Origin of the sequence: Jiella endophytica (assembly GCF_004519335.1) — a bacterium.
Classification (GTDB): Bacteria; Pseudomonadota; Alphaproteobacteria; order Rhizobiales; family Rhizobiaceae; genus Jiella; species Jiella endophytica.
Genome location: NZ_SOZD01000010.1, coordinates 53398 through 74248, shown reverse-complemented (window position 1 = coordinate 74248; position 20851 = coordinate 53398). Strand labels below are relative to the sequence as shown.

Below are 20851 nucleotides of genomic sequence, written 5' to 3'. Positions count from 1 at the left end.
CGGTCAAGGGGCGTAGGGCACCGGCGCGACGCCCCCGAGAAGGGAGCGCCGCACCGGCGAGCAACGGTCATTCGGCGGCGTGCGGATAAGGCCGCGGGCGGCGCTCGTCCTCGTCCTCCTTCTGCCGCAGGGCGAGCTGGTAGATCGCCGGCGGGCCGTAGACGAAGCCTGCGCCGCCGGCCGGCACCGGTCCCGCCGGCCCGGCCCAGGCCGGGACGCCGCCGCCATTGACCGGCACGACGGCCGTGCCGGTCTCAGGCTCGATCGGCGCATTCGGCTGCAGCAGCCAGCGGAACAGCCGTCCGGTGACGTGGCTGAGGTCGTCCATCAGCGTGTAGATCGACGGGATCAGCACCAGCGACAGGACCGTCGAGACCAGGAGACCGCCGATCACCGCGATCGCCATCGGGGCGCGGAACTCGCCGCCCTCGCCGGTCGCCATCGCCGCCGGCAGCATGCCGGCTGCCATGGCGAGCGTCGTCATGATGATCGGCCGGGCGCGCTTGGCGCCGGCGTCGATGATCGCCTCGGTCTGGCTCATCCCGTGCTTCTCGCGCTCCACCGCAAAGTCCACCAGCATGATGGTGTTCTTGGTGACGATGCCCATCAGCATCAGGATGCCGATGACCACAGGCATCGACACCGCCGTATTCGTGGCGAGCAGCGCACCGATGACGCCGGCGACCGACAGCGGCAGCGCGGCAAGGATGGTGATCGGCAGGAAGAACGAGCCGAAGAGGAGGATCAGCACCACCAGCACCATCATGATGCCGGCGACCATCGCCGAGGCGAATCCGGCGAACACCTCCCCCTGGATTTCCGCGTCGCCGACCTCCTGCAGGCGCACCCCCGGCGGCATGTCCTTGACCGCCGGAAGCTGCTTGATGCGCGCCGAGCCCTGGCCGATCTCGTAGCCCGGCGCCATCGATGTGCCGACTTTGACCAGCCGGTCGCGGTCGTAGCGGTCGATGGTCGAGGGCCCGCGGCCGAAGCCGATATTGGCGACGGTCTCGAGCGGCACGGCAGCGCCGGAGGCCGTGGTGACCTTGAGGTTGCGGATCGTCGCGAGATCGGCCCGGGCAGACTCTTCGAGCTGCACGCGGATCGGGATCTGCCGGGTGCCGAGATTGAACTTGGCGAGATTCGCGCCAACGTCGCCGATCGTCGCCACCCGCACGGTCTGGGAGATCTGGTCGGCGGTGACGCCGAGATCGGCGGCGACGTCGAAGCGCGGCGTGATGCGCACTTCCGGCCGGGCGAAGGAGGCCATCGCCGACGGGCTGGCGAAGATCGGGTCCTTGCGCATCTCGGATTCCAGCCGCGCCGCGACCGCCGAGACCTCGTCGCCGTCATCGCCGAGAAGACCGACCGACAGCTCGCGCTCGCCGCGTTCATTGACGTAGAAGGCCCTGAGATCCGGGATCTCGGAAAGCTTTTCGGCAATGATCGGCTCGAGCACGGCCTGGCTGCGCTCGCGTTCGTGCTTGCGCAGGAGGTTCACCGTCAGCGCGGCGCGCCGCACCTCGAGCGTGCCGGTGGGGCTGGAGCCGCCGATGACGAGGACGCTCTTCACCTCGGGGAGTTCATGGATCGACTTCACCGCCTGGTCGGTGACCTTGCGCGTCGTCTCGAGGGTCGAGCCTGGCGGCAGTTCCAGCGAGACGACGATGCGCGAGGCATCCTCCTTCGGGATGAAGCCCGTCGGCAGGAACTGGATCGAATAGATCGAACCGGCAAAGACCGCGATGCCGACGGCAAGGGTCACCCAGCGCATGCCGAAGGGAACGCGGATCAGCCGGCGCCGGCCGTCGGGTCCCTTGCGCCAGAACGGTGTCGGGATGCGGAAGACGTGCAGCGTCGCCCGCAGGAAGGCGGTGTAGACGCGGGTGAACGGCCCGACCCTGCCCTCCTCGGCATGCGGCATGCCGAGATAGGCGAGCACCAGAGCGAGGACGAACAGCCCTGCGGCCAGCAGCGCGGCGTCGTGCCAGGCGGTGTCGAAGTCCATCGGCGGAAGGTCGGCCGCATAGGGCTTCAGGAAGGCAAGCGCCGACCCGGCGCCGACTTCGGGCAGGACGGCGAGGGTATAGAGCCCCGCCGCGCCGATCGCCCAGAGCGGAATGAACCACAGGAGCTTCTTCAGGAACAGCTGCAGGAAGCCCGGCCCGCCATGGCGGTGCGGCCGGAAGAAATAGGCCGCCAGCATCGGCGTGATCAGGCGCGCGACGAGCAGCGAGAAGAACACCGCGATCGCCACCGTCAGGCCGAACTGCTTGAAATACTGCCCGGCAATGCCGCCCATGAAGGACACCGGCGCGAAGACGGCGATGATCGTCGCGGTGATGGCGATGACGGCGAGACCGATCTCGTCGGCCGCTTCCATCGAAGCGCGATAGGGCGGTTTGCCCATCGCCATATGCCGCTCGATGTTCTCGATCTCGACGATCGCGTCGTCGACGAGGATACCGGTGACGAGGGTGATCGCAAGTAAGCTGACGAGGTTCAGCGAAAAGCCGATCATGTCCATCACCCCGAAGGTCGGGATGGCGGCGAGCGGCAGGGTGATCGCCGCGACGACGGTCGCCCGCCAGTCGCGCAGGAAGAACAGGACGACGATGACGGCGAGGATCGCGCCCTCGGCCAGCGTCTCCATCGCCGATTCGTAGTTGCCGTAGGTGTAGGTGACGCTGTCGTCGATCTTGGCGAAGGACACGTCGGGATATTCCTGCCCGAGCTCGGCAACGCGGGTGGCGACGCCGTCGGCGACGGTGGTGTCGCTGGCGCCCTTTGCCCGGTAGAGCGAGAAGGCAACGACGGGTTCGCCGTCGAGGCGGGCGAAGGAGCGCGGCTCCTCCCAGGAATCGACCACCTCGCCGAGATCGGAGAGCAGCGTCTCGCGCCCGCCCGGCAGGGCGATGCGCGTCGCCGCAAGACCGGTGACCGTGTCGGCCGAGGCGAGCGTGCGGATCGCCTGTTCCTGGCCGCCGAAATCGCCGCGGCCGCCGGAAAGGTCGACATTCGTCTGGCGCAGCTGGGCGTTGATCGTCGCGGCCGTGACGCCGAGGGCGGCCAGCCTGTCCGGATCGAGCCGGACCTGGATCTCGCGCTCGACGCCGCCCATCCGCTCGACCCGGCCGACGCCCTTCAGCCCCTGCAGTTCGCGGATGACGGTGTCGTCGACGAACCAGGAAAGCTGCTCCGGCGTCATGCCGGGAGAGGAGGCGGCATAGGTGACGATCGACTGGTTCTCGACCTCGATGCGCTGGATGATCGGCTCGTCGATCGACAGCGGCAGGTCCGATCGGATCTTGGCGATCGCGTCCTTGACGTCGTTGAGCGCCCGGTCGGTGTCGACCTCGAGGCGGAACTCGGCCGCCGTCGTCGACTTGCCGTCGGTGATCGTCGAGGTGACGTGCTTGAGGCCGGAGACGCCGGCGATGGCGTCCTCGACCCGCTTGGTCACCTGGGATTCGAGCTCGGACGGTGCTGCGCCGGACTGGGTGACGGTCACCGCGATCACCGGCACGTCGATGTTCGGGAATCGCGTGATCGGCAGCGCGAAGAAGCTGTAGATGCCGAGCGAGATCAGCACGACGAAGAGCAGGATGGGCGGAACCGGATGACGGATCGCCCAGGCGGAGAAGTTCCAGTTCATTGGATGCCCCCGCTGTCGGCGAGCTTCACCGGCGTGACGGTATCGCCATCGCGCACGAAGGCGCCGGCGGTCGCCACCACCTCTTCGCCGGCCGCGACACCGTCACGGACCTCGACGGTCTCGGCCGTCGTCAGGCCGAGGGTGACGTCGCGGCGCTTCACCACGCCGTTCTCGACCACCTGGACGACGGCCTCGTCGCCCTCGAAGACGACGGCCGTCCGCGGCACCAGGACGCCGCTGCGGGCAGCGACCTCGATGACGCCGCGGCCGAAGGAGCCGACATGCAGGCCCCCGGCGTCCTTCGGCAGGGCGATGTCGACGATGCCGAGCCGCGTCGTCTGGTCGACGCGTGGCGAGATCAGCCGCACCTTGCCTTCGACAGGCTGCCTGCGACCGGCGACATAGACCTCGACCTTCTGGCCGACGGCCAGCCGGCCGAGCGCCGTCTCGGAGACGGCGGCTTCGAGTTCGATGAGGCCGTCGCGGGCGATCTCGAACAGGCTGCCGGAGCCGGCCGAGACGATCGCCCCGAGCTTGGCGCTGCGCGACAGGACGAGGCCGGCCGTCGGTGCCCGGACCTCGGCCTTGCTCTTCTTCAACAGCCACTGGTCGCGCTGGGCGACCTGCGCGGCCTTGTCGGCCTTGGCGACGGCGAGGCCCTGGCGGGCCGAACTCACCCGCGCCCTGGCGCTGGAGGCGGCGGCGATGCGCTGGTCGAGCACGTCCTGCCCGACGATGCCCTTCTTGGCGAGCGGACGCGAGCGCTCGAGCGCGGCCTCGGCCTCGGTCGCCGAAGCCTCGGCGTCGGTGATCTGCGCCTCGGCCTGGGCGATCGCGGCCTCGGCCCGGTCGATCTGCGCGGCGTTCAGCTCGATGTTGGAATCGATGATGTCCGTCTCGAGTTCGGCAAGGAGCGCGCCCTTTGCGACGCTGTCGCCCTCGTCGGCCCCGAGATCGAGGATCCTCAGGCCGTCGACGTCGGCGCCGACGGAAATGCTCTGGCGCGGCATCAGCGTGCCGGTGACGTCGACGGTCTCGACGATCTCGCCGGTTCTTGCCGCAACGACGGAGATGCTCGGCGGCTTGGGGCTGTCGGCGACGGCATCCTCGGCAAGGGCGGCAGAAGGCGCGGCGGCCAACAGCATCGCTGCCATGAGCAGGGCGGTGCCGCGCGGCGAAAAGGCGAAGATCCGGGTACGGGCTGGGGTGGACATCGTCTGTCGTCTCATCCTGATGAACGGTCGCATCGGCTTCTCACGCTTCAGCCGGTGCGCGCTGTGACGGCGGTCGATTGATTTTTCGGGGTGAAGAGCCCAGTGACGAAGCGCCTCAGATGCGGCTCGATGGTCTCGATCTTCATTTCCGGGCGCAGCTGCAGATGCAGCACCAGCCCGTCGGCAAGGGCGAAGATCAGCATCAGCGCCGCCTCGATGTCGGTCTCGGCGTCGATCTCGCCCCGTTCGCGGGCATCGAGAAGCAGCTGCTGGAAGCCCGCCCGCACCGTCTCCTCGATCTCGCAGAAGCGCTGGCCCACCGCCGTGTTGCGGATCGACTCCGACCAGATCTCGATGGTCAGCCCGCCGGTCGCCCGGTCGCGGGTGTGACGCAGATATTCGAGACCGACCTGGACGATGCGCTCGACGAGATGGCCCGGCTCGAACAGAAGCTGCGTGCAGGCGGCCGCAAGCACGCGCTCCTCCTCGGCGATCGCCTCGATGATCGAATCCTTCGAGGGAAAGTAGCGGTAGAGCGCACCGGGGCTCATCTGCGCTTCGGCGCAGATCTGGTGCATCGAGGTCGAGTGGAAGCCGGAGCGGGCAAAGCATGTCCGCGCCGCCTCGAGCACCTGCTGCCGCCGGATCTCGTGCGGCGACGTAGGGGCGGGCGGGACGGGAAAACTGATGTGCAGCGCCTGGCTTTCCGACATTTCGACCTTTCTCAAAGATTGCTCGCGAGAACCGGAGCGGTCGCCCGCGATGTCCGCCGGAATGAGCGACGACACCAGAGAGCGAACGATCGTTCGCAGATGTAATCGGCTCGCCCTGGGATTGCGAGTCTGATTTCGCATCGCAAGGAAAACGATTTTGCGAGGTGGTCAACGACTGGTGCAGATCGGCCACGCGGTCGCCGCCACAGGCCGCGGGTGCCGGCAAAGCTGTGGTCGGCACCGAACCTGAAGTCAGGCTACCGCCTCGCCGCCTCGCGAAACCGGCTCGGTGACGGCTGCTCAGAGCTCCGGCAGGGTCGCCTCGATGCGCGGGCGCAGCTGCTCGTACTCGTCGGGCAGCATCAGCCCCGTGCCGAGCGCCTCCGGCGCCTCGTCGACGGCAAAGCCCGGGGCGTCGGTGGCGATCTCGAACAGCACGTGGCCCGGCTCGCGGAAATAGACCGAGCGGAAATATTTCCGGTCCTTCTGCTCGGTGACCTCGCGGCCGTGGTCGTCGGTCAGCGCTTTCGCCATCGCCGCCTGGTCCGCGTCGTCGGCGGCGCGGAAGGCGAGGTGATGGACGCTGCCGCGGCCGGGACGCGGCTTCAGGAAGCCGCCGACGGCGTGGACGTCGACGAGGCCGCCGATGGTCGCCCCGGAACTGTAGCGCTGGCGCGAGCCCTCCTCGCCGGTCTTCTCGAAACCGAAGACACCGGAAAGGATCGCCGCCGTCGGTTCGGCTTCCTCGAGCAGCAGGCTGACACCATGGACGCCCCGGATCGCATGCTCGGCGCAAACCGCGGCATCGCCGGAGCCGTCGGCCGTCGCGAGCTTAGCCACGGGAACGCCGACGAAGGACAGGCGCATGCCGTCCGGATCCTTGAACGGCAGGACGCTTTCGCCGAACCGCTTCTCGATGCCGGAATGCTCGACACCCTTCTCCACCAGCCGGTGCGACCAGAAGCCGAGCGAGGCGGCGGGCACGGCGAGCATGATCTCCTCGACCTCGCCGACGCCGACACGCCCCGTGGCGGCATGTTCGAAGGGAAAGAAGGTGACGATCGTGCCGGGCGAACCCTCTGCGTCGCCGAAATAGAGGTGATAGGCGCTGGGATCGTCGAAATTGACGGTCTTCTTGACCAGCCGCAGCCCGAGCACCCGGGTGTAGAAGTCGAGATTGCGTGCCGCCGATCCGGCGATCGCGGTGACATGGTGGATGCCGGCACTCTTCATGGTTCGCCTCGCTCGCGGATCGAAAGCCACCTGACAATATGATCGCCGGCCCCTCCCTCGCAATCGCCGGCGAATGCCTCATTTTCGGCCACCGGCCGGGCGGACCGGCCGAACCGTCTTCGGCCCGGCCGTCGCCGAGCCGAAAGACCGGGCCGATCGAGAGGGTGCCATGCTCGAGTGGATGTCGGACAATTCCGGCCTGATCAACGTCTTCGTCAATCTCGGCATGCTCGGCATCTGGGCGTTCTACCTGCAGATGCTGATGGCAAACTACAAGCGCGAGCGCCGGCCGCGGCTGCTGATCACCCGGGGCATCTCGGCCGATCTCGATGCCCGCTGCCTCGTCACCAATATGAGCCGCGACACGGTGTTCATCCGCTCGATCATCGTCACCGTCGAGACCGGCGCCGGGGAACTGCGCTACCCGGTGACCGAAATCGAGAAGATCGACAGCCGCGGCGACCCGGTCGACATCAAGCAGCAGACCCGCCAGGGCCCGATCGAATCCGGCGCGATGCGCGATCTCGGCAGCTTCTCGGCGATCATCACCCACGTCCTCGACTACAAGGGTCCGGACGATCCGCCCGGTCCGCACAACGACTGGGCCGGGCTGAAGGCCCTGACGGTGATGGTGATCGGCGTCTATGGCCCGGACGACATCAGCATCGGCGCCAAGCGCGCCTATGACGTCGTCGAGGAAGACGGCAAACCCCGTCTCAGCCCGCGCACCATCGACGCGGTGCAGATCCGCTCGGCGAGGGAAAGGCGGGAGATCGACGAGCTCCTGCGCGAGGACCTTTGACGCGGCGTCGCTCCGCCGCGTTATACGGCGCCTTTCGTGACGTTCAGGCCTCGGCGAGCTTGCGGCCGCGCATGCCGCGCGGGGCGATGGCCCCGTCGCCACCGCGCCGTGCCGCCGGGAGCGGGCGGAAATATCTAAGCCGCAGCGCATTCGACAGGACGAAGACGCTCGACAGCGCCATGGCGCCGGCCGCCAGAACCGGCGAGAGCATGATGCCGTAGGCCGGATAGAACACGCCGGCAGCGATCGGGATCAGCACGACATTGAAGCCGAACGCCCAGAACAGGTTCTGGCGGATGTTCGCCATCGTCCGGCGGCTGATGTCGATGGCACAGAGCACCTCGGCAAGGTCGCCCGACAGGAGGACGACATCGGCGCTCTCGATGGCGACCTCGGTGCCGCTGCCGACGGCAATGCCGACATCGGCGGCCGCCAGGACCGGGGCGTCGTTGATGCCCTCGCCGACGAAGGCCACCGTGCGGCCGCCCTCCCTCAGGGTCTGCAGCGCCGCGACCTTGCCATCGGGCAGGACACCGGCGACGACATGGTCAATGCCGAGCCTTGCCGCGACGGCCTCGGCGCTGGCCCTGACGTCGCCGGAGATGATCGCTACCTTGCGGCCGTCGGCATGGAGGGCATCGACGATGGCGCGGGCCTCGGGCCGCACCGGATCGCTGAAGGCGATCGCCGCAGCCACCACCCCGTCGATGGCGACGAAGATCGGCGAGGTCGTCTCGCTGGCGAGGCGCTCCGCGGCTCCGGCGAGTTCGCCGAGGGAAATGTTCTCGCGGGCGAGCAGACGTTCCGAACCGACGAGCACCGTGCGGCCCTCGACCCGCGCCGAAACGCCGAGGCCGGTCATCGACCGGTAGTCCTGGACCGGCGGAAAATCGCTGACCCGCTGTTCGGCGCAGACGAGCACCGCCCGGGCGATCGGATGTTCCGAGGCCTTCTCCACGGCGCCGGCGAAACGCATGACGTCGGAGCGACGAAACCCCGGCGCCAGCAGAAACTCCGTCAGCCGCGGCCGGCCCTCGGTCAGCGTGCCGGTCTTGTCGAAAGCGACGACGTCGACGTCGCGAAGCGCCTGCAAAGCGTCGCCGCGGCGAAACAGGACGCCGAGTTCGGCCGCCCGGCCGGTGGCGACCATAATCGAGGTGGGCGTTGCAAGCCCCATCGCGCAGGGGCAGGCGATGATCAGCACCGCGACGGCGGCGACCAACGCATGGGAGACGTCGGGCGTCGGAGCCGCGACCAGCCACAGCGTGAAGGCGAGCGCCGCCGCCAGCATCACCGCCGGCACGAAGACCATCGTCACCCGGTCGACCAGCGCCTGGATCGGCAGCTTCGCCGCCTGCGCCTCTTCAACCATCCGGATGATCTGCGAAAGCACCGTGTCGGCACCGACCTTCTCGGCCCGGAAGACGAAGCTGCCGGCGCCGTTGACGGTGCCGCCGACCACCGTGTCGCCCGGCTGCTTTTCGACCGGCGAGGGCTCGCCGGTCAGCATCGCCTCCTCGACGAAACTCCGCCCCTCGCTGACGACGCCGTCGGCGCCGATGCGCTCGCCGGGACGCACCCTTATGAGATCGCCGGCCGCGAGACGCTCGACCGGCAGTTCGATCGCCTCGCCGTCCCGCAGCACCAAGGCGGTCTGAACCTTCAGCCGGGCGAGCTTGCGGATCGCCTCGCCGGTGCGTCCCCTGGCGCGCGCCTCCATCAGTCGGCCGGCAAGGACCAGCACGACCACCATCGCCGCCGCCTCGAAATAGACGCCTGATGCCGCCTCCGGCAAAAGCTGCGGCAGGAAGGTCGCGACGGTGGAATAGAGAAATGCCGCCGCCGTGCCGAGGGCGACGAGAGAGTTCATGTCCGGCGCGCCGCGCAGCAGCGCCGGGATGCCCCTGGCAAAGAAGCGCTGGCCCGGGCCGGCAAGGACGAGCGCGGTCAACAGGAATTCGGCGACCAGCAGCGGGAAGCTCCCGAAGGCCGTGTCGAGCCAGTCTCCGAAGGCGGGCGAGAGGTGGCCGCCCGCGGCGATGGCGACGACGGGCGCGGCCAGGACGGCAGCCAGAAGGAGATCGCGGCGCAGTTCTGCCTGCTCGCCGGCCTGGCGTTCCTCGCCCCCGGCCGCAGCCTTCTCCCCGGCCCGGCGAGGCATTGCCGGATAGCCGGCCGCCGTTGCCGCCGCGGCGATTTCGAACACATCGAGCGCGCCGTCGAGATAGCGCAGCTGGGCGGTGGCCGAGGCGAGGTTGACCGTCGCGGCGACGACGCCCGGCACCGCCCGCACCGCACGCACGACCCGCCCGACGCAGGAGGCCGAGCTCATGCCGTCGACATCGAGGGTGAGTTCGGTCACTCGCGCCGGATAGCCGGCCTCGTCCAGCGCCGCCACCAGGACGGCTGTATCGACGGGCGCGTGCATGCTGACGCTCGCCGTCTCGCGGGTGAGGTTGACGCTCGCCGTCGTCACCCCCCTCACCCGCGTCAGGGCGCCCTCCACCCGGCGCACGCAGGAGGAGCAGGACATGCCGTCGACGCCGATGGTCAGAGGTCTCGCCGCATTCATGCTCGTTGTCTCCTCGACGGCGCCCGGCCGCGATCGTGCCGACCGCCCGCGGGTCTCTCCCGCGCGACGATCGTCCCCTACCGCGGCCCGTGAGGCCGGCGGTGTCCTGGCGCCAGAGCGCCTGCGAATTTCATCGGAACACAGCGTCGCTGCCCCGCCCGGGTCCGGCAAAATGCCAGGTCCGGCCGAGTGACAGGGTCGCGACGGGATATCTCACTTTTGTGCATCTATCACCCCTCCACCCACTGGAAGGTCAAGAGCAGATTGCAAAAAATTTTCGCAGCCGGCGCAATTTTAAGTCTGTCGACCACGTCTATCCCCCGTCCGGTCGGCTGTTTCGCCGATTTCGCCCCTACAACCCCGCAGCGAGAGGTGAGCTGGTGTCCGCCGAAAATTGCGCCGTCTCGGTTGCGGGCGCCACGGCACGATGGCGTCGTCCCGTCTCCTCGTCGCAAGTGTCGCCGTTCCGCTTCCTCTCGTCCAGCGGACAGACGGCCGGCGGCCCGCCGAAATCGATCTCGATCGTCGAATGGTCGATGCCGAAACGCGATGACAGCCGCGATTTCACCGCCGCCACCACCGCACGTGGCTCGGCGCCGTCCTTCAGCCGCACGTCCATCGTCGCCAGCGGCTGGCCGGAGGTGATCGACCAGAGATGGACATGTTCGACGGCCGCGAGGCCGTCGACCTCCTCGAGCAGCGTCTCGACGAGATCTTCCGGCACCATGCCTCCCGGCGTTCCCTCCATCAGGACGTTGAGGGTGTTGGTCAAAAGCACCCAGGCGCTTTTCAGGATGATCGCCGAGAGCAGCACCGACAGGATCGGATCGATGGGGGTCCAGCCGGTGAAGTAGATCGCCACCGCGGCGACGATGGCCGCCACCGAGCCGAGCAGGTCGCCGATGACATGCAGGAGGGCGCCGCGGATATTGACGTGATCCTGATCGCCCTGCCGCAACATGAAGAAGACGCCGACATTGACGAGAAGGCCGATGACGGCGATCACCAGCATCGGGCCGGCCAGCACCTCGTCCGGCGTGATCAGCCGCATCGCCGCCTCGTAGGCCACCCAGACGACGAGCAGGATCAGCGCCACGGCATTGACGAAGCCGGCGAGGATCTCGAAGCGCATATAGCCGAAGGTGCGCCGCTGGTCCGACTGGCGACGGCCGAAATAGAAGCCGGCCCAGGCAAGGGCGAGCGCCGCCGAATCCGTCAGCATGTGGCCGGCATCGGCGACGAGGGCGAGCGATCCGGACAGGATGCCGCCGACCGCCTCGGCGATCATGAAGCCGAAGGTCAGCACGAACCCCATGAGGACCGCCCGCTCGTTGCCCTGCGAGACGGTGGGGGCGTGGTGGTGGTGCCCTTGATGATCGTGGCCATGATGGTCGTGCCCGCCGCCATGGGCGTGACCTGAATGGTCCTCGGCCGGGTGATCGTGGTGCGAATGGCCGGGGGCGGAATGCTCGTGGGCGTCGTCGCCGTCTTGGCGATGGACGTGGCCGCTGCTCTTTCCTGGATTGTTCTCGGCCATGGCACCCGCTCCTTTCCTCGCCGAACATAGGCGAGCGAGCCCGTCTTGGCACCCCTTCGGAGCGCCTGATCCTCCCTTGCCGGACGGCATGTGCCGCCGTTGCCGCACTGGTCGGCAACGGAGGACGCAGCCGAACGGACCGCGGCACGCCATGAGGCCGAAAGACGAGCGATCTCCCCGGATGATTTCGCCGCCGCCAAAGGTCATGGCACATCCGATGCGCCGAGCAGCGATGTCGAACGCTCTCGGACGCAAGTCTGCAGTGGGCGCCGATTTGCATCGGTCACAAGAATCCGGTGGCCTTTGCGGGAGAAAGGCTTCACCTCGGTCACTGCAATGCGAAGGAGATTTGGGGAATGACCATGAAGACCCTTGCGATCCATCAGGTCGATGCCTTCACGGACCGGCTGTTTGCCGGCAACCCCGCCGCGGTCGTGCCGCTGGAGGAATGGCTCGACGAGGCGACGATGCTGGCGATTGCGGCGGAGAACAATCTCTCCGAGACCGCCTTCCTCGTCTCCGCGGGCGAGGCGACCTGGGAGCTGCGCTGGTTCACCCCGAAGATCGAGGTGCCGCTCTGCGGCCATGCGACACTGGCGACCGCCTTCGTGCTCATCGAGATCCTTTCCACAACGGCCGAGACCCTCACCTTCCGGACCCGGATGGTCGGCGACCTCACGGTGACGCGGAATGCCGGCGGATGGTTCGAGATGCGCTTTCCGCGCCGGCCGGAAAACGGCGCCGGGCCGATCGAGCCGGTGGCCGCGGCGCTCGGCCGGCGGCCGGACGAAGTGGTGGAATTCGCGACGCCCGGCGACACCTCCTGGCTCGCGGTCTATGCCGACGAGGCGGACGTCATGGGCCTTGAGCCGGACTTCCGGGCGATCGCCGATCTGCCGCCGCTGAACATCGTCGCGACGGCGCCGGGGCTGTCGGTCGACTTCGTTTCCCGCATGTTCGCCCCGAAGGCAGGGATCGACGAGGATCCGGTGACCGGCTCGGCCCACTGCTCGCTGGTGCCCTATTGGGCGGGCCGTCTCGGCAGGCAAGAGTTCGTCGCCAGACAGGTCTCGGCGCGGGGCGGCGACCTGCGCTGCCGGCTCGAGGGCGACACGGTGGTCGTCGCCGGCCAGGCCGTCCTTTACATGAGCGGCAAGATCACCGTGCCGGCCTGAGCCGGCCTATTCCTTTTCCGGAACCGGCACGTTGAAGCCGTTGAGCGTCACCGAGACCAGGCAATAGAGGCCGACGAGATAGATCAGCTCGTTGGCGCCGTGCTGGCCGAAGGTCTTCACCGCCATGTCGTAGGTCGGCCGCGGCAGCACGCCGCCATTGAGCAGAGCCCAGGCGACGTCGTAGGCGACCTCCTCCTCGCCGGCGAGCCCCGTCGGCTTGACCCCGGCAACGAGGGTGGAGAGCCGCTCGTCGGTCATGCCCTCCCTCTCGGCGACCGCCACATGGGCGTAGATCTCGTAGGCGGCGTCGAAATGCGCGCCGGTGACGAGGATGGCGATCTGGCGCGCGTTGTCGGGCAGGGTCGCCTCCATCGACATCGCCTTGGTGAGGTTCCAGATGGCGCCGCCGATCTTCGGCTCGTGCAGCCAGGGGTTCCAGGGGCCCATCAGCGCGCCGTCCTCGCGCACCGCCTCGAAATCATTGAAGTTGCTGGAGATACCGGCTTTCATGTCGGAATAGAGCGGCTTCTGCTCGTCGGTGAGATCGGCAGGGGCGATCAGGGGCAGGCGCATGGCGGCGTCCTTTCGATGTGTCCGGCCGCGAGCTCGCAGCCATTGTGCATCGCAACATAGAGGCTTCCCCGCCCCTGCCATCACCATTGCCGAAATTTCATGACGATCCTGTCCGCGGACGTTATCAACTCGTCCGTGCAAACATCACAGAACAGCCCTTCAACGATTCGAGTTCACGGAACCTATATGATGGTCATCGACAGAAATATCCAAGAATTACTCGGCGACCTGGCCGGTCATCGTTGCAGCCGCAAGAGAGCTGGAAACGATAGAAGTATGAGTATCGGTTTTGGGGAGCTATCCTCGCATCCTATCCGCAGTGAACCAAGTCAATTCTACGCCAATTGGGAAGTCGGAACATTTTCCGCCGCTTGGCGCGTCGTCAAAGGTGAGAAAATAATACTAGGGAGCATGAGCCCGGTCGACAATGCCGGCGAAATTAACGAAAGATTCAACCAGGTATCCATTGGGGGTGTCGAGCGAATAGAGCAAATATCGAAATACGATATATCTGTGCTATGCGAAGAAAATATTCGAGTCGATTTCCTTTGCGCTTCCGACTATCAGGATGATATGTTTCATGTATTCGCACCCGATAATTTATATATTGGGTACAGCGTATTTTACGGATGGCGTCATGGCCCGAGCAACGAGCCGTGGCTTGCGGATCTCGGCCGCTTGGAATGAGCGACAACACTGAAATGGAAAATCAGCATTCGATCGTCCTGCAGGACTTTGCAGAGCAGACCCTTTCGTCGGTGCTGGCGGGTAGGCATATTGCGGGATTCTGGATGCCATTCGAGCAATCATTCAAAATGGCATGGTTGTTTCAGTTGAGCCTCGACAACGAAATGGCATTGGAATTCTGGTCCGATCCGGTCAACGCCGGTGGCTGGGAGGAGGTGGGAGTTCTCTGCATTCGATTGGTCAGCAACCCCCAGGAACGTGCAGGAACGACGTTTGAATGGGTCGGCGCCCAGATCGCGCCGTTCATCATTGCAAAAGTGCAGGTTCTCGTTGACGAGAGGCCGGACTTCCAGGCGGAGTGCGGTCTCGAATTCTTCAATGATAAGGGTGAGGATCTCATCGTCGTTGCCGGCATTTCGCCCGGATCTGTCACGATCTCTGCGCCGTTCGACAGGCAGAATTTCGACCCCGAGTGCTATCTGACCGAGTACAAGAGGGAGCCACTGGGCGCACGATAATCGCGAGTCGATGTCGACGGGTCCATGATTGGCTGCCGGGCGACTGGCATCCCGTTGTGGTCACGCCGGCAGCACGCACGAAGCGCGACCGCTGCGCGCAATTGCGCCGCCGCCGCCTCCGGGCTAAGCCACGGCAAAGCCGCAGAGTTTCATGGACAATCGGAGTGCATCGGATGGCGACTGGCGAGGAAAAGCTGGCGGATATCGTTCGCCACGTGGTCGCCGCCCTGGAGCCGAAGATCGCCATAAGGCTGTGGAACGGTGAATGGCTCGGCCCGGCGACGGACGGCCCGGTGCTCGCCCTCAACGATCCCGCCGCCATCGCCCGGCTCGCCGTCAGCCCGAACATCGCCACCGCCGTGGGCCTGTGGATGTCCAAGGCAGTCGACATCGAGCACGGCACCATCTTCGATCTTGCCAGGGCCCGACCCGACATCCGCACCAAGGCGGCGATGAAACGGGTGGACAAGCTCAAGATCGCCGCCGCTCTGCCCTCGCTCTACGGGCTGTCTCGCAAGGCGAAGGCAGCTGGCCCGACCTCGGGCGAGGATGCGACCGCCAGCGGCTCGTCGAAACAGGCGATCCAGTTCCACTACGACGTCTCCAACGACTTCTACCGCCTCTTCCTCGATTCCCGGATGCTCTATTCCTGCGGCTATTTCGACGGCTGGCACGACGACATCGACAAGGCTCAGGTCGACAAGCTCGACATGATCTGCCGCAAGCTGCGCCTTCAGCCGGGCGAGCGCTTCCTCGACATCGGCTGCGGCTGGGGCGCGCTTTTGATCCACGCAGCGGAGAATTACGGCGTCACCGGCCATGGCGTGACGCTCAGCCAGGCGCAGTTCGAACTCGCCCGAGAGCGCATCGCCGAAAAGGGTCTCGAGGACCGGGTCTCGGTCGAGCTCAAACCCTTCGAGGAGCTCACCGGCCAGTTCGACAAGGTCGCCTCGATCGGCATGTTCGAACATGTCGGCTGGGAGAAGCACGACCCCTATTTCAAGGCGGTGCGCAAGCTCTTGCGCCCGAACGGCCTCTACCTACACCATGCCATCACAAGGCCGGCCAAGGAGACCGACGCGAAGTTCCGGAAAGGGACGAAGGAATATGCGGCAATCATCCGCTACATCTTCCCCGGCGCCGAACTCGACCATATCGGCCATTCGGCGCAGTTTCTGGAAAAGCACCGCTTCGAGGTCCACGACGTCGAGAACTGGCGCGAGCACTATGCCCGCACCTGCCGGCTCTGGCACGACCGGCTGCTCGCCCGGATGGACGAGGCGGCGGCGATCGCCGGCGAGGAGCGGGCGCGGCTGTGGCTGCTCTATCTTGCCGGCGTCTCGCTCGGCTTCGAGCGCGGCGGCCTGCTGATCTACCAGACGCTCGCCTCGAAGCGCTCGAAAGGCCCGAGCGGCCTGCCGCCGACACGGCGCGATCTCTATCGCTGATCCACCGGCCGCAAGGTGCGGCACGGCGTGACTGGCGGGCAGCGCCGCCCGGCCAACGCGAAATGCCGCCCGTCTTCCGGGCGGAAAGTGGCGTTGCGGGACAATTCATGCGTCCCGGTGAGACCGGCAGGTTGTTCCTGCTGGCCCGGAACGTTCATGCATCAGACGGGCTGCCGCCCCAGCCGGACGACGGCAAAGTCCAGCGCCAGCATGACGATCAGCGACAAGCCGACCAGCGGATAGACGATGCCGCCGACGATGAGGATGGCGATCAGGCCGCGAAACGCCCGCCGGTCTTCTGGCAGCGGTGGCACGCCGAGCGAACCCTTCGGCCGGCGTTTCCACCACATCACCGCCGCCGAGACGGCGAGCAGCACCATGGCGACGCAGGCGGCGGCGAGCACCAGCTTGTTCATGAGGCCATATTCCTGGCCCATATGGGTGTTGATGCCCCACTCCATCGCCTTGGCGGCAGGGCCGTAGTCGGCAAAGCTCATGTCGACCAGCACCTTGCCGCTATACTGGTCGAGATGGGCGATCCGCTGCCTCGAAAGGTCGTCCGGATAGACGCTCGCCGAATAGACGCCGGTCGGCGTCGTCGGCAGGGCCAGCGCGAAACCGCGGGCAAGGCCGAGGCCGTCGACGATCGCCATCGCCCGGTCGATGCCGATCGGCTGCGCCTTCGCCCCGGCCGAGGGCGCCGAGGATTCCGGCAGTTTCGCCTGTTCGAGCGACCAAGCGGTCTCGCCGGTATCCGCAAGCCTGGCGTCCGACATCGGCACCCCGACATAGACCCCCGCCGGATAGCCGAAGTTCGTGCCGTTCGCCCATTCGTTGACCTTGGCGCCCCAGACGCCCGACCAGGGCATGCCGGTGACCGCCAGGAACAGGATGAAGATGCCAACGAAGATGCCGGTGACGGCGTGGGTGTCGCGCCAGAACAGCCGATTGCGCGGGGCGCCGCGCACCGTCAGGACACCGCCGGCCTGGCCCCTCCTCCGGTTTCGCGGCCACCAGAGAAAGATGCCGGTGCCGACGAGGAGGATGGCCCAGCCGGCGGCGATCTCTACGAGGGATTCGGCGTAAGGCCCGAGGATCTTCAGGCTGTGGATATGGCGGAGTGTCCACATCACCGTCCCGCGGTCCGGCAGGTCGCCGAGCACTTCGGCGGTGTAAGGGTTCACATAGACGGCGCGCGTCTCGCCGCCGGGGGTGGTAACGGTGATCTCGGCCGAGGTGTCCGGCGTCGCGGGATCGGTGAACTTCACCGCCTGGCCCGGAACGCTGTCGAGCGCTGCCGAGACCATCGCCGATGGCGCGACCGGCGTAGCGCCGGCCACCGCCTCGACCTGTTTCAGGTCCGGCTGCAGCAGCCGGTCGAGATCGTCGTGGAAGAGATAGATCCCGCCGGTGGTCGCCAGAAGGATCAGGAAGGGCAGGACGAAGAGGCCCGCATAGAAGTGCCAGCGCCAGACGGCGCGATAAAGATCGGTGGCGGAACGCGCGGCAACGCCGTCGTTCGTCCGCTCGAAAGTGGTCTCGGACATGAAGCTGTTCCTGACAGAAGGATGATGTGCGTCCCCGCACCGGCGCGGCCGGGCGGGGCGTTCATGGGTCAGGAAAAGATCGGCGGGCCGCGGGTGGGGGCGTTGCGGTTGCGCAGCGTGTGCAGCGGCGGGGCGCGCGCCTCCGGCCGGGCGATCGGCCTTGCGGCAAGGCGCGGCGGCGCACCGTGCGGCATGTCGGGCGGCAGGAGGGCCAGCGAATGGGTGAGATGACAGACCGCGCAGCATTCCGAACAGAGCGCTGTGCCGCGCTTGCCCTGGTCGCTGCCGGTCTGATCGACGGCCGCCGCCGCTGAACAGAGGACGATGCCGCCGTTGCCGGTGGCGCGCGCGACCTCGGCTGCGTTGCCGGCGATCGCCTGGAACAACAGGAGGATTGCAGCCAGAGCCGCGATGGCGCCCGCCGTTCCCCTGTCAGACAGTAACACTCGCAGGCTCCGCATGGGATCGACCGATGCCAGAACGCCATCCGCCTGTCACGCGGGAAATTGCCGGCTCAGGCAGGAGCGATCGGCGCGGTTGCGGCTTTTCTGGTCAGGGTTGCCATGCCAGACTGACGATCCCTCGAGCGGCATTGGTCCGCACACGGTGAAGCGCCATGACAAGCTTTCTCTGCACCGCCTGCGGAACGCAGTTTCCGCCCGCTGAAACCCCGCCGCCGGCCTGCCCGATCTGCCGGGACGAGCGCCAGTACGTGCCGCCCTCCGGCCAGCGCTGGACGACATTCGAAGCGATGCGGGCCGGTCACCGCGCCGTCGTCGCCCATGACGGCGAGGTTCTCGGCCTCGGCATGACGCCGGCCTTCGCCATCGGCCAGCGGGCGCTTCTGGTCAGGACGGCGGAGGGGAACATCCTGTGGGACATGATCCCGCTCGTCGACCGGGCACTCGGCAACGTCATCCACGGTCTCGGCGGGCTTGCGGCGATCGCGATCTCCCATCCGCATTACTATTCGACGATGGCGGAGTGGTCCTTGGCCTTCGGCGTGCCGGTCCATATCCACGAAAGGGATCGGCAATGGGTGATGCGGCCGGGAGAGCACGTCCGGCCCTGGGAGGGGGAGCGGCTGGAGATCCTCCCCGGCGCGACGCTGATCCGCTGCGGCGGGCATTTTGCCGGTGGTACGGTGCTGCATCTGTCGGACCGGCTTCATCCCGGCGGCGCGGTCCTTTGCGGCGACATCTGGCAGGTGACGCCGGGCTGCGACTGGCTCGGCTTCATGCGCAGCTATCCGAACTACATTCCGCTCGGCGAAACGGCGGTGCGGCGCATCGCGTCGGCTGTCGACGGTCTCGCCTTCGAGGCGATCTACGGGGCCTTCTGGGGCCGCGTCGTCAAGGCGGATGGGCGCAGTGTGCTCAAACGGTCGGTGGAGCGGCACATCGCCTGGCTCGAGCAGGGCGAGGACGTCTGAGCCGGGCCGGGGACGACTAGCCTTCTGCTGAATTGACGCACCGCTCGCTCCCTTTTCGCGTCCCGGCTTGCGGTCGGCAGGCCTGTCACCTTGCTGCCGACGCCGCCGTCGCGGGCGCGCCACGGGGCCGTTTCGTGATCGCCGAGCGCGAATGCGACACCAGACGCGCACAACTTGAGATTCTGCGCTGCAACCCGAAACTTCGTCAGCGAAGTGAATGGCTTTCCGCAGCTGCGAAAGCGGCGATTGCAAGTCCGCCGGATCGGTTGTTCGACTTGATTGCAGAATGGTTGCAAGAATAAATTATAATCCGTGAGGGAACGACCCGGCCATCCGGAAAATTTATCGACCGACTGACAATCGGGAGATCGAAACAATGCGCAAGTCAACCATCATCGCGCTTTTTGCGACTGTCGCTCTGCCTTTCGGAGCTTACGCGCAGGACAATGCCAACCAGCCCGCGGGCGACACCCCGCCCCCGGCCGCGGACAGCGCTGCCCCTGCAGATAGCGGCACGACGCCGCCGGCGAACGATTCCGGCTCGATGGGCGCCGATACCGGCAGCGCCGACAAGCCTGCCGACAGCGACATGGCGAAGCCCGCTGAAGGCGACGCTGCCAAGTCGAGCGATATGGCGAAGCCCGCCGAGGGCGATGCTGCCAAGTCGACCGACATGGCCGCGACGGAGGACAGCGGCCCCTTCGTGACCGTCCCGCCGAACGGTGCCTGGCGCGCCACGGATCTCGAAGGCAAGGACGTCTACGATACGCAGGGTGAGAGCATCGGCGAAATCACCGACGTGCTCGTCTCCGAGGACGGCAAGGTGATGGCCGTGCTGGTGGGCGTCGGCGGCTTCCTCGGCATCGGCGAGAAGGACGTCGCGGTCTCGATGAGCGCCCTCGAATTCGGCCCGGGCAAGACGGAAGGGCTGAAGACCGAGGAAGAGGCCAATGCTGCCGCGAGCGCCGCGTCCGGCGCAGGCGGAACCGGCATGGCAGGCGGTACGGCCGGCGGCGCCACTGCGCCTGCGGGCGGTACGGCCGGCGGTACCGGCATGGCGGGCGACACCGCCGGTGGCGGCGCTGCCCCGGCCCCGGCCGAGCCGGAAGATCCGGTGGTCGGCGAGGACAACCTGCCGGATCGCATCGTCCTCAACGTGTCGCGTGACCAGCTCGAAAAGGCGCCGGCCTATGGCGAGCCCGAGGATGAGGGCTCCGACGACGCCGCTTCGAGCGAGCCGGCTTCCGGCGATGCCGCGCAGCCTGCGACCGAGGGCTCCGGCTCGTCAAACTGAGGCAGCGCGTTCCTGAGAGGGAACAGCACTAACGAAGGCCCGTCGCCGCCCGCGACGGGCCTTTCCGTTTTCGGCCGTCATTTGATGGAAGGTTCGAGCCGGACCCGGCCGGCGGAGCGAAACCCCGGATCGCCTTGTGGCCGAAAATCAAAAGGCCGCTCTCCTTCTTAGAGGAAAGCGGCCCCGTGATAGGCGTCAGCCGGCGGTCGTCAGAGACCGCGATACGGCATCTGCGATTCTCAGGCGAAGCGAGGAGGCTGCTCCGTCGAACCACCGAGAATCATAGACCCAACCGGCTTCAGACAATCACTCGACATTGGATCACCTCCTTTCGCTTCGTTGAACACGAATGAGAGTATGGGGCGCACTTTTGGGCAGTGCAAGAGGCTGCCGCTATTTTATCCTTCAGATTTTCTTAACCCGGCGGAAGGCCTGTTCCCGTTGCGAAATT

General features: G+C 66.9%; 16 protein-coding genes. 7 read left to right on the top strand and 9 right to left on the bottom strand.

Features of this window, described 5'->3' with window-relative positions:
• Nucleotides 1-67 precede the first annotated feature (67 nt).
• From E3C22_RS22185 to E3C22_RS22170, 4 genes are all read right to left on the bottom strand, one after another.
• Nucleotides 68-3655: an efflux RND transporter permease subunit gene (locus tag E3C22_RS22185; protein ID WP_206027012.1), complete on the bottom strand. Its 3588-nt coding sequence runs from the start codon at nucleotides 3653-3655 to the stop codon at nucleotides 68-70.
• The gene (locus tag E3C22_RS22180) at nucleotides 3652-4869 is read right to left on the bottom strand and encodes an efflux RND transporter periplasmic adaptor subunit (RefSeq protein WP_245515142.1); all 1218 of its coding nucleotides are present in this window, start codon (nucleotides 4867-4869) and stop codon (nucleotides 3652-3654) included. Before E3C22_RS22180 ends, E3C22_RS22185 begins: the two co-directional genes overlap by 4 nt.
• Before the next feature lie 47 nt (nucleotides 4870-4916).
• Nucleotides 4917-5582 carry a TetR/AcrR family transcriptional regulator gene (locus E3C22_RS22175; RefSeq protein WP_245515141.1) on the bottom strand — a complete coding sequence of 222 codons (666 nt, stop codon included), beginning with the start codon at nucleotides 5580-5582 and terminating at the stop codon, nucleotides 4917-4919.
• A gap of 300 nt (nucleotides 5583-5882) precedes the next feature.
• Nucleotides 5883-6815 (bottom strand): VOC family protein, encoded by a 933-nt coding sequence (locus E3C22_RS22170; RefSeq protein ID WP_134764071.1) that lies wholly within the window; start codon nucleotides 6813-6815, stop codon nucleotides 5883-5885.
• Between the two features lie 169 nt (nucleotides 6816-6984).
• On the opposite strand from E3C22_RS22170, the gene E3C22_RS22165 reads away from it, so the two are divergent.
• Entirely contained in the window at nucleotides 6985-7617 is a 633-nt protein-coding gene (locus tag E3C22_RS22165) for a hypothetical protein (RefSeq protein ID WP_134764070.1), read from the top strand.
• A gap of 43 nt (nucleotides 7618-7660) precedes the next feature.
• On the opposite strand, the gene E3C22_RS22160 is transcribed toward E3C22_RS22165, so the two are convergent.
• Nucleotides 7661-10189 (bottom strand): heavy metal translocating P-type ATPase, encoded by a 2529-nt coding sequence (locus E3C22_RS22160; RefSeq protein ID WP_134764069.1) that lies wholly within the window; start codon nucleotides 10187-10189, stop codon nucleotides 7661-7663.
• A gap of 352 nt (nucleotides 10190-10541) precedes the next feature.
• Nucleotides 10542-11726, bottom strand: coding sequence for a cation diffusion facilitator family transporter (locus E3C22_RS22155; RefSeq protein WP_134764068.1), 1185 nt, complete (start codon nucleotides 11724-11726; stop codon nucleotides 10542-10544).
• Nucleotides 11727-12082: 356 nt separating this feature from the next.
• Between E3C22_RS22155 and E3C22_RS22150 the strand changes: the two genes are divergently transcribed.
• Entirely contained in the window at nucleotides 12083-12901 is an 819-nt protein-coding gene (locus E3C22_RS22150; protein WP_342635634.1) for a PhzF family phenazine biosynthesis protein, read from the top strand.
• Between the two features lie 6 nt (nucleotides 12902-12907).
• Here the strand turns inward: E3C22_RS22150 and E3C22_RS22145 are convergent, their stop codons facing one another.
• A complete protein-coding gene (locus tag E3C22_RS22145) occupies nucleotides 12908-13474 on the bottom strand; it encodes a carboxymuconolactone decarboxylase family protein (protein ID WP_134764067.1) in 567 nt (188 codons plus the stop codon).
• Nucleotides 13475-13660: 186 nt separating this feature from the next.
• Between E3C22_RS22145 and E3C22_RS22140 the strand changes: the two genes are divergently transcribed.
• The 3 genes from E3C22_RS22140 (at nucleotide 13661) to E3C22_RS22130 (ending at nucleotide 16127) form a co-directional block, all read left to right on the top strand.
• Nucleotides 13661-14161, top strand: a complete 501-nt coding sequence (locus E3C22_RS22140; RefSeq protein ID WP_167591870.1) for a hypothetical protein — start codon at nucleotides 13661-13663, stop codon at nucleotides 14159-14161.
• Nucleotides 14158-14679 (top strand): hypothetical protein, encoded by a 522-nt coding sequence (locus E3C22_RS22135; protein ID WP_134764065.1) that lies wholly within the window; start codon nucleotides 14158-14160, stop codon nucleotides 14677-14679. Before E3C22_RS22140 ends, E3C22_RS22135 begins: the two co-directional genes overlap by 4 nt.
• Before the next feature lie 173 nt (nucleotides 14680-14852).
• Nucleotides 14853-16127, top strand: coding sequence for an SAM-dependent methyltransferase (locus E3C22_RS22130; RefSeq protein WP_134764064.1), 1275 nt, complete (start codon nucleotides 14853-14855; stop codon nucleotides 16125-16127).
• Between the two features lie 161 nt (nucleotides 16128-16288).
• Here the strand turns inward: E3C22_RS22130 and E3C22_RS22125 are convergent, their stop codons facing one another.
• Nucleotides 16289-17674 carry a PepSY-associated TM helix domain-containing protein gene (locus E3C22_RS22125; RefSeq protein ID WP_134764063.1) on the bottom strand — a complete coding sequence of 462 codons (1386 nt, stop codon included), beginning with the start codon at nucleotides 17672-17674 and terminating at the stop codon, nucleotides 16289-16291.
• A gap of 68 nt (nucleotides 17675-17742) precedes the next feature.
• Nucleotides 17743-18120 carry a DUF2946 family protein gene (locus E3C22_RS22120; protein ID WP_167591869.1) on the bottom strand — a complete coding sequence of 126 codons (378 nt, stop codon included), beginning with the start codon at nucleotides 18118-18120 and terminating at the stop codon, nucleotides 17743-17745.
• Between the two features lie 170 nt (nucleotides 18121-18290).
• Between E3C22_RS22120 and E3C22_RS22115 the strand changes: the two genes are divergently transcribed.
• Together E3C22_RS22115 and E3C22_RS24690 are read left to right on the top strand one after the other, a co-directional pair.
• Entirely contained in the window at nucleotides 18291-19106 is an 816-nt protein-coding gene (locus E3C22_RS22115) for an MBL fold metallo-hydrolase (protein ID WP_134764061.1), read from the top strand.
• A gap of 376 nt (nucleotides 19107-19482) precedes the next feature.
• On the top strand, nucleotides 19483-20400 hold the full coding sequence (locus E3C22_RS24690; RefSeq protein WP_206027011.1) for a PRC-barrel domain-containing protein: 918 nt from the start codon (nucleotides 19483-19485) through the stop codon (nucleotides 20398-20400).
• The last annotated feature ends 451 nt before the right edge of the window (nucleotides 20401-20851 follow it).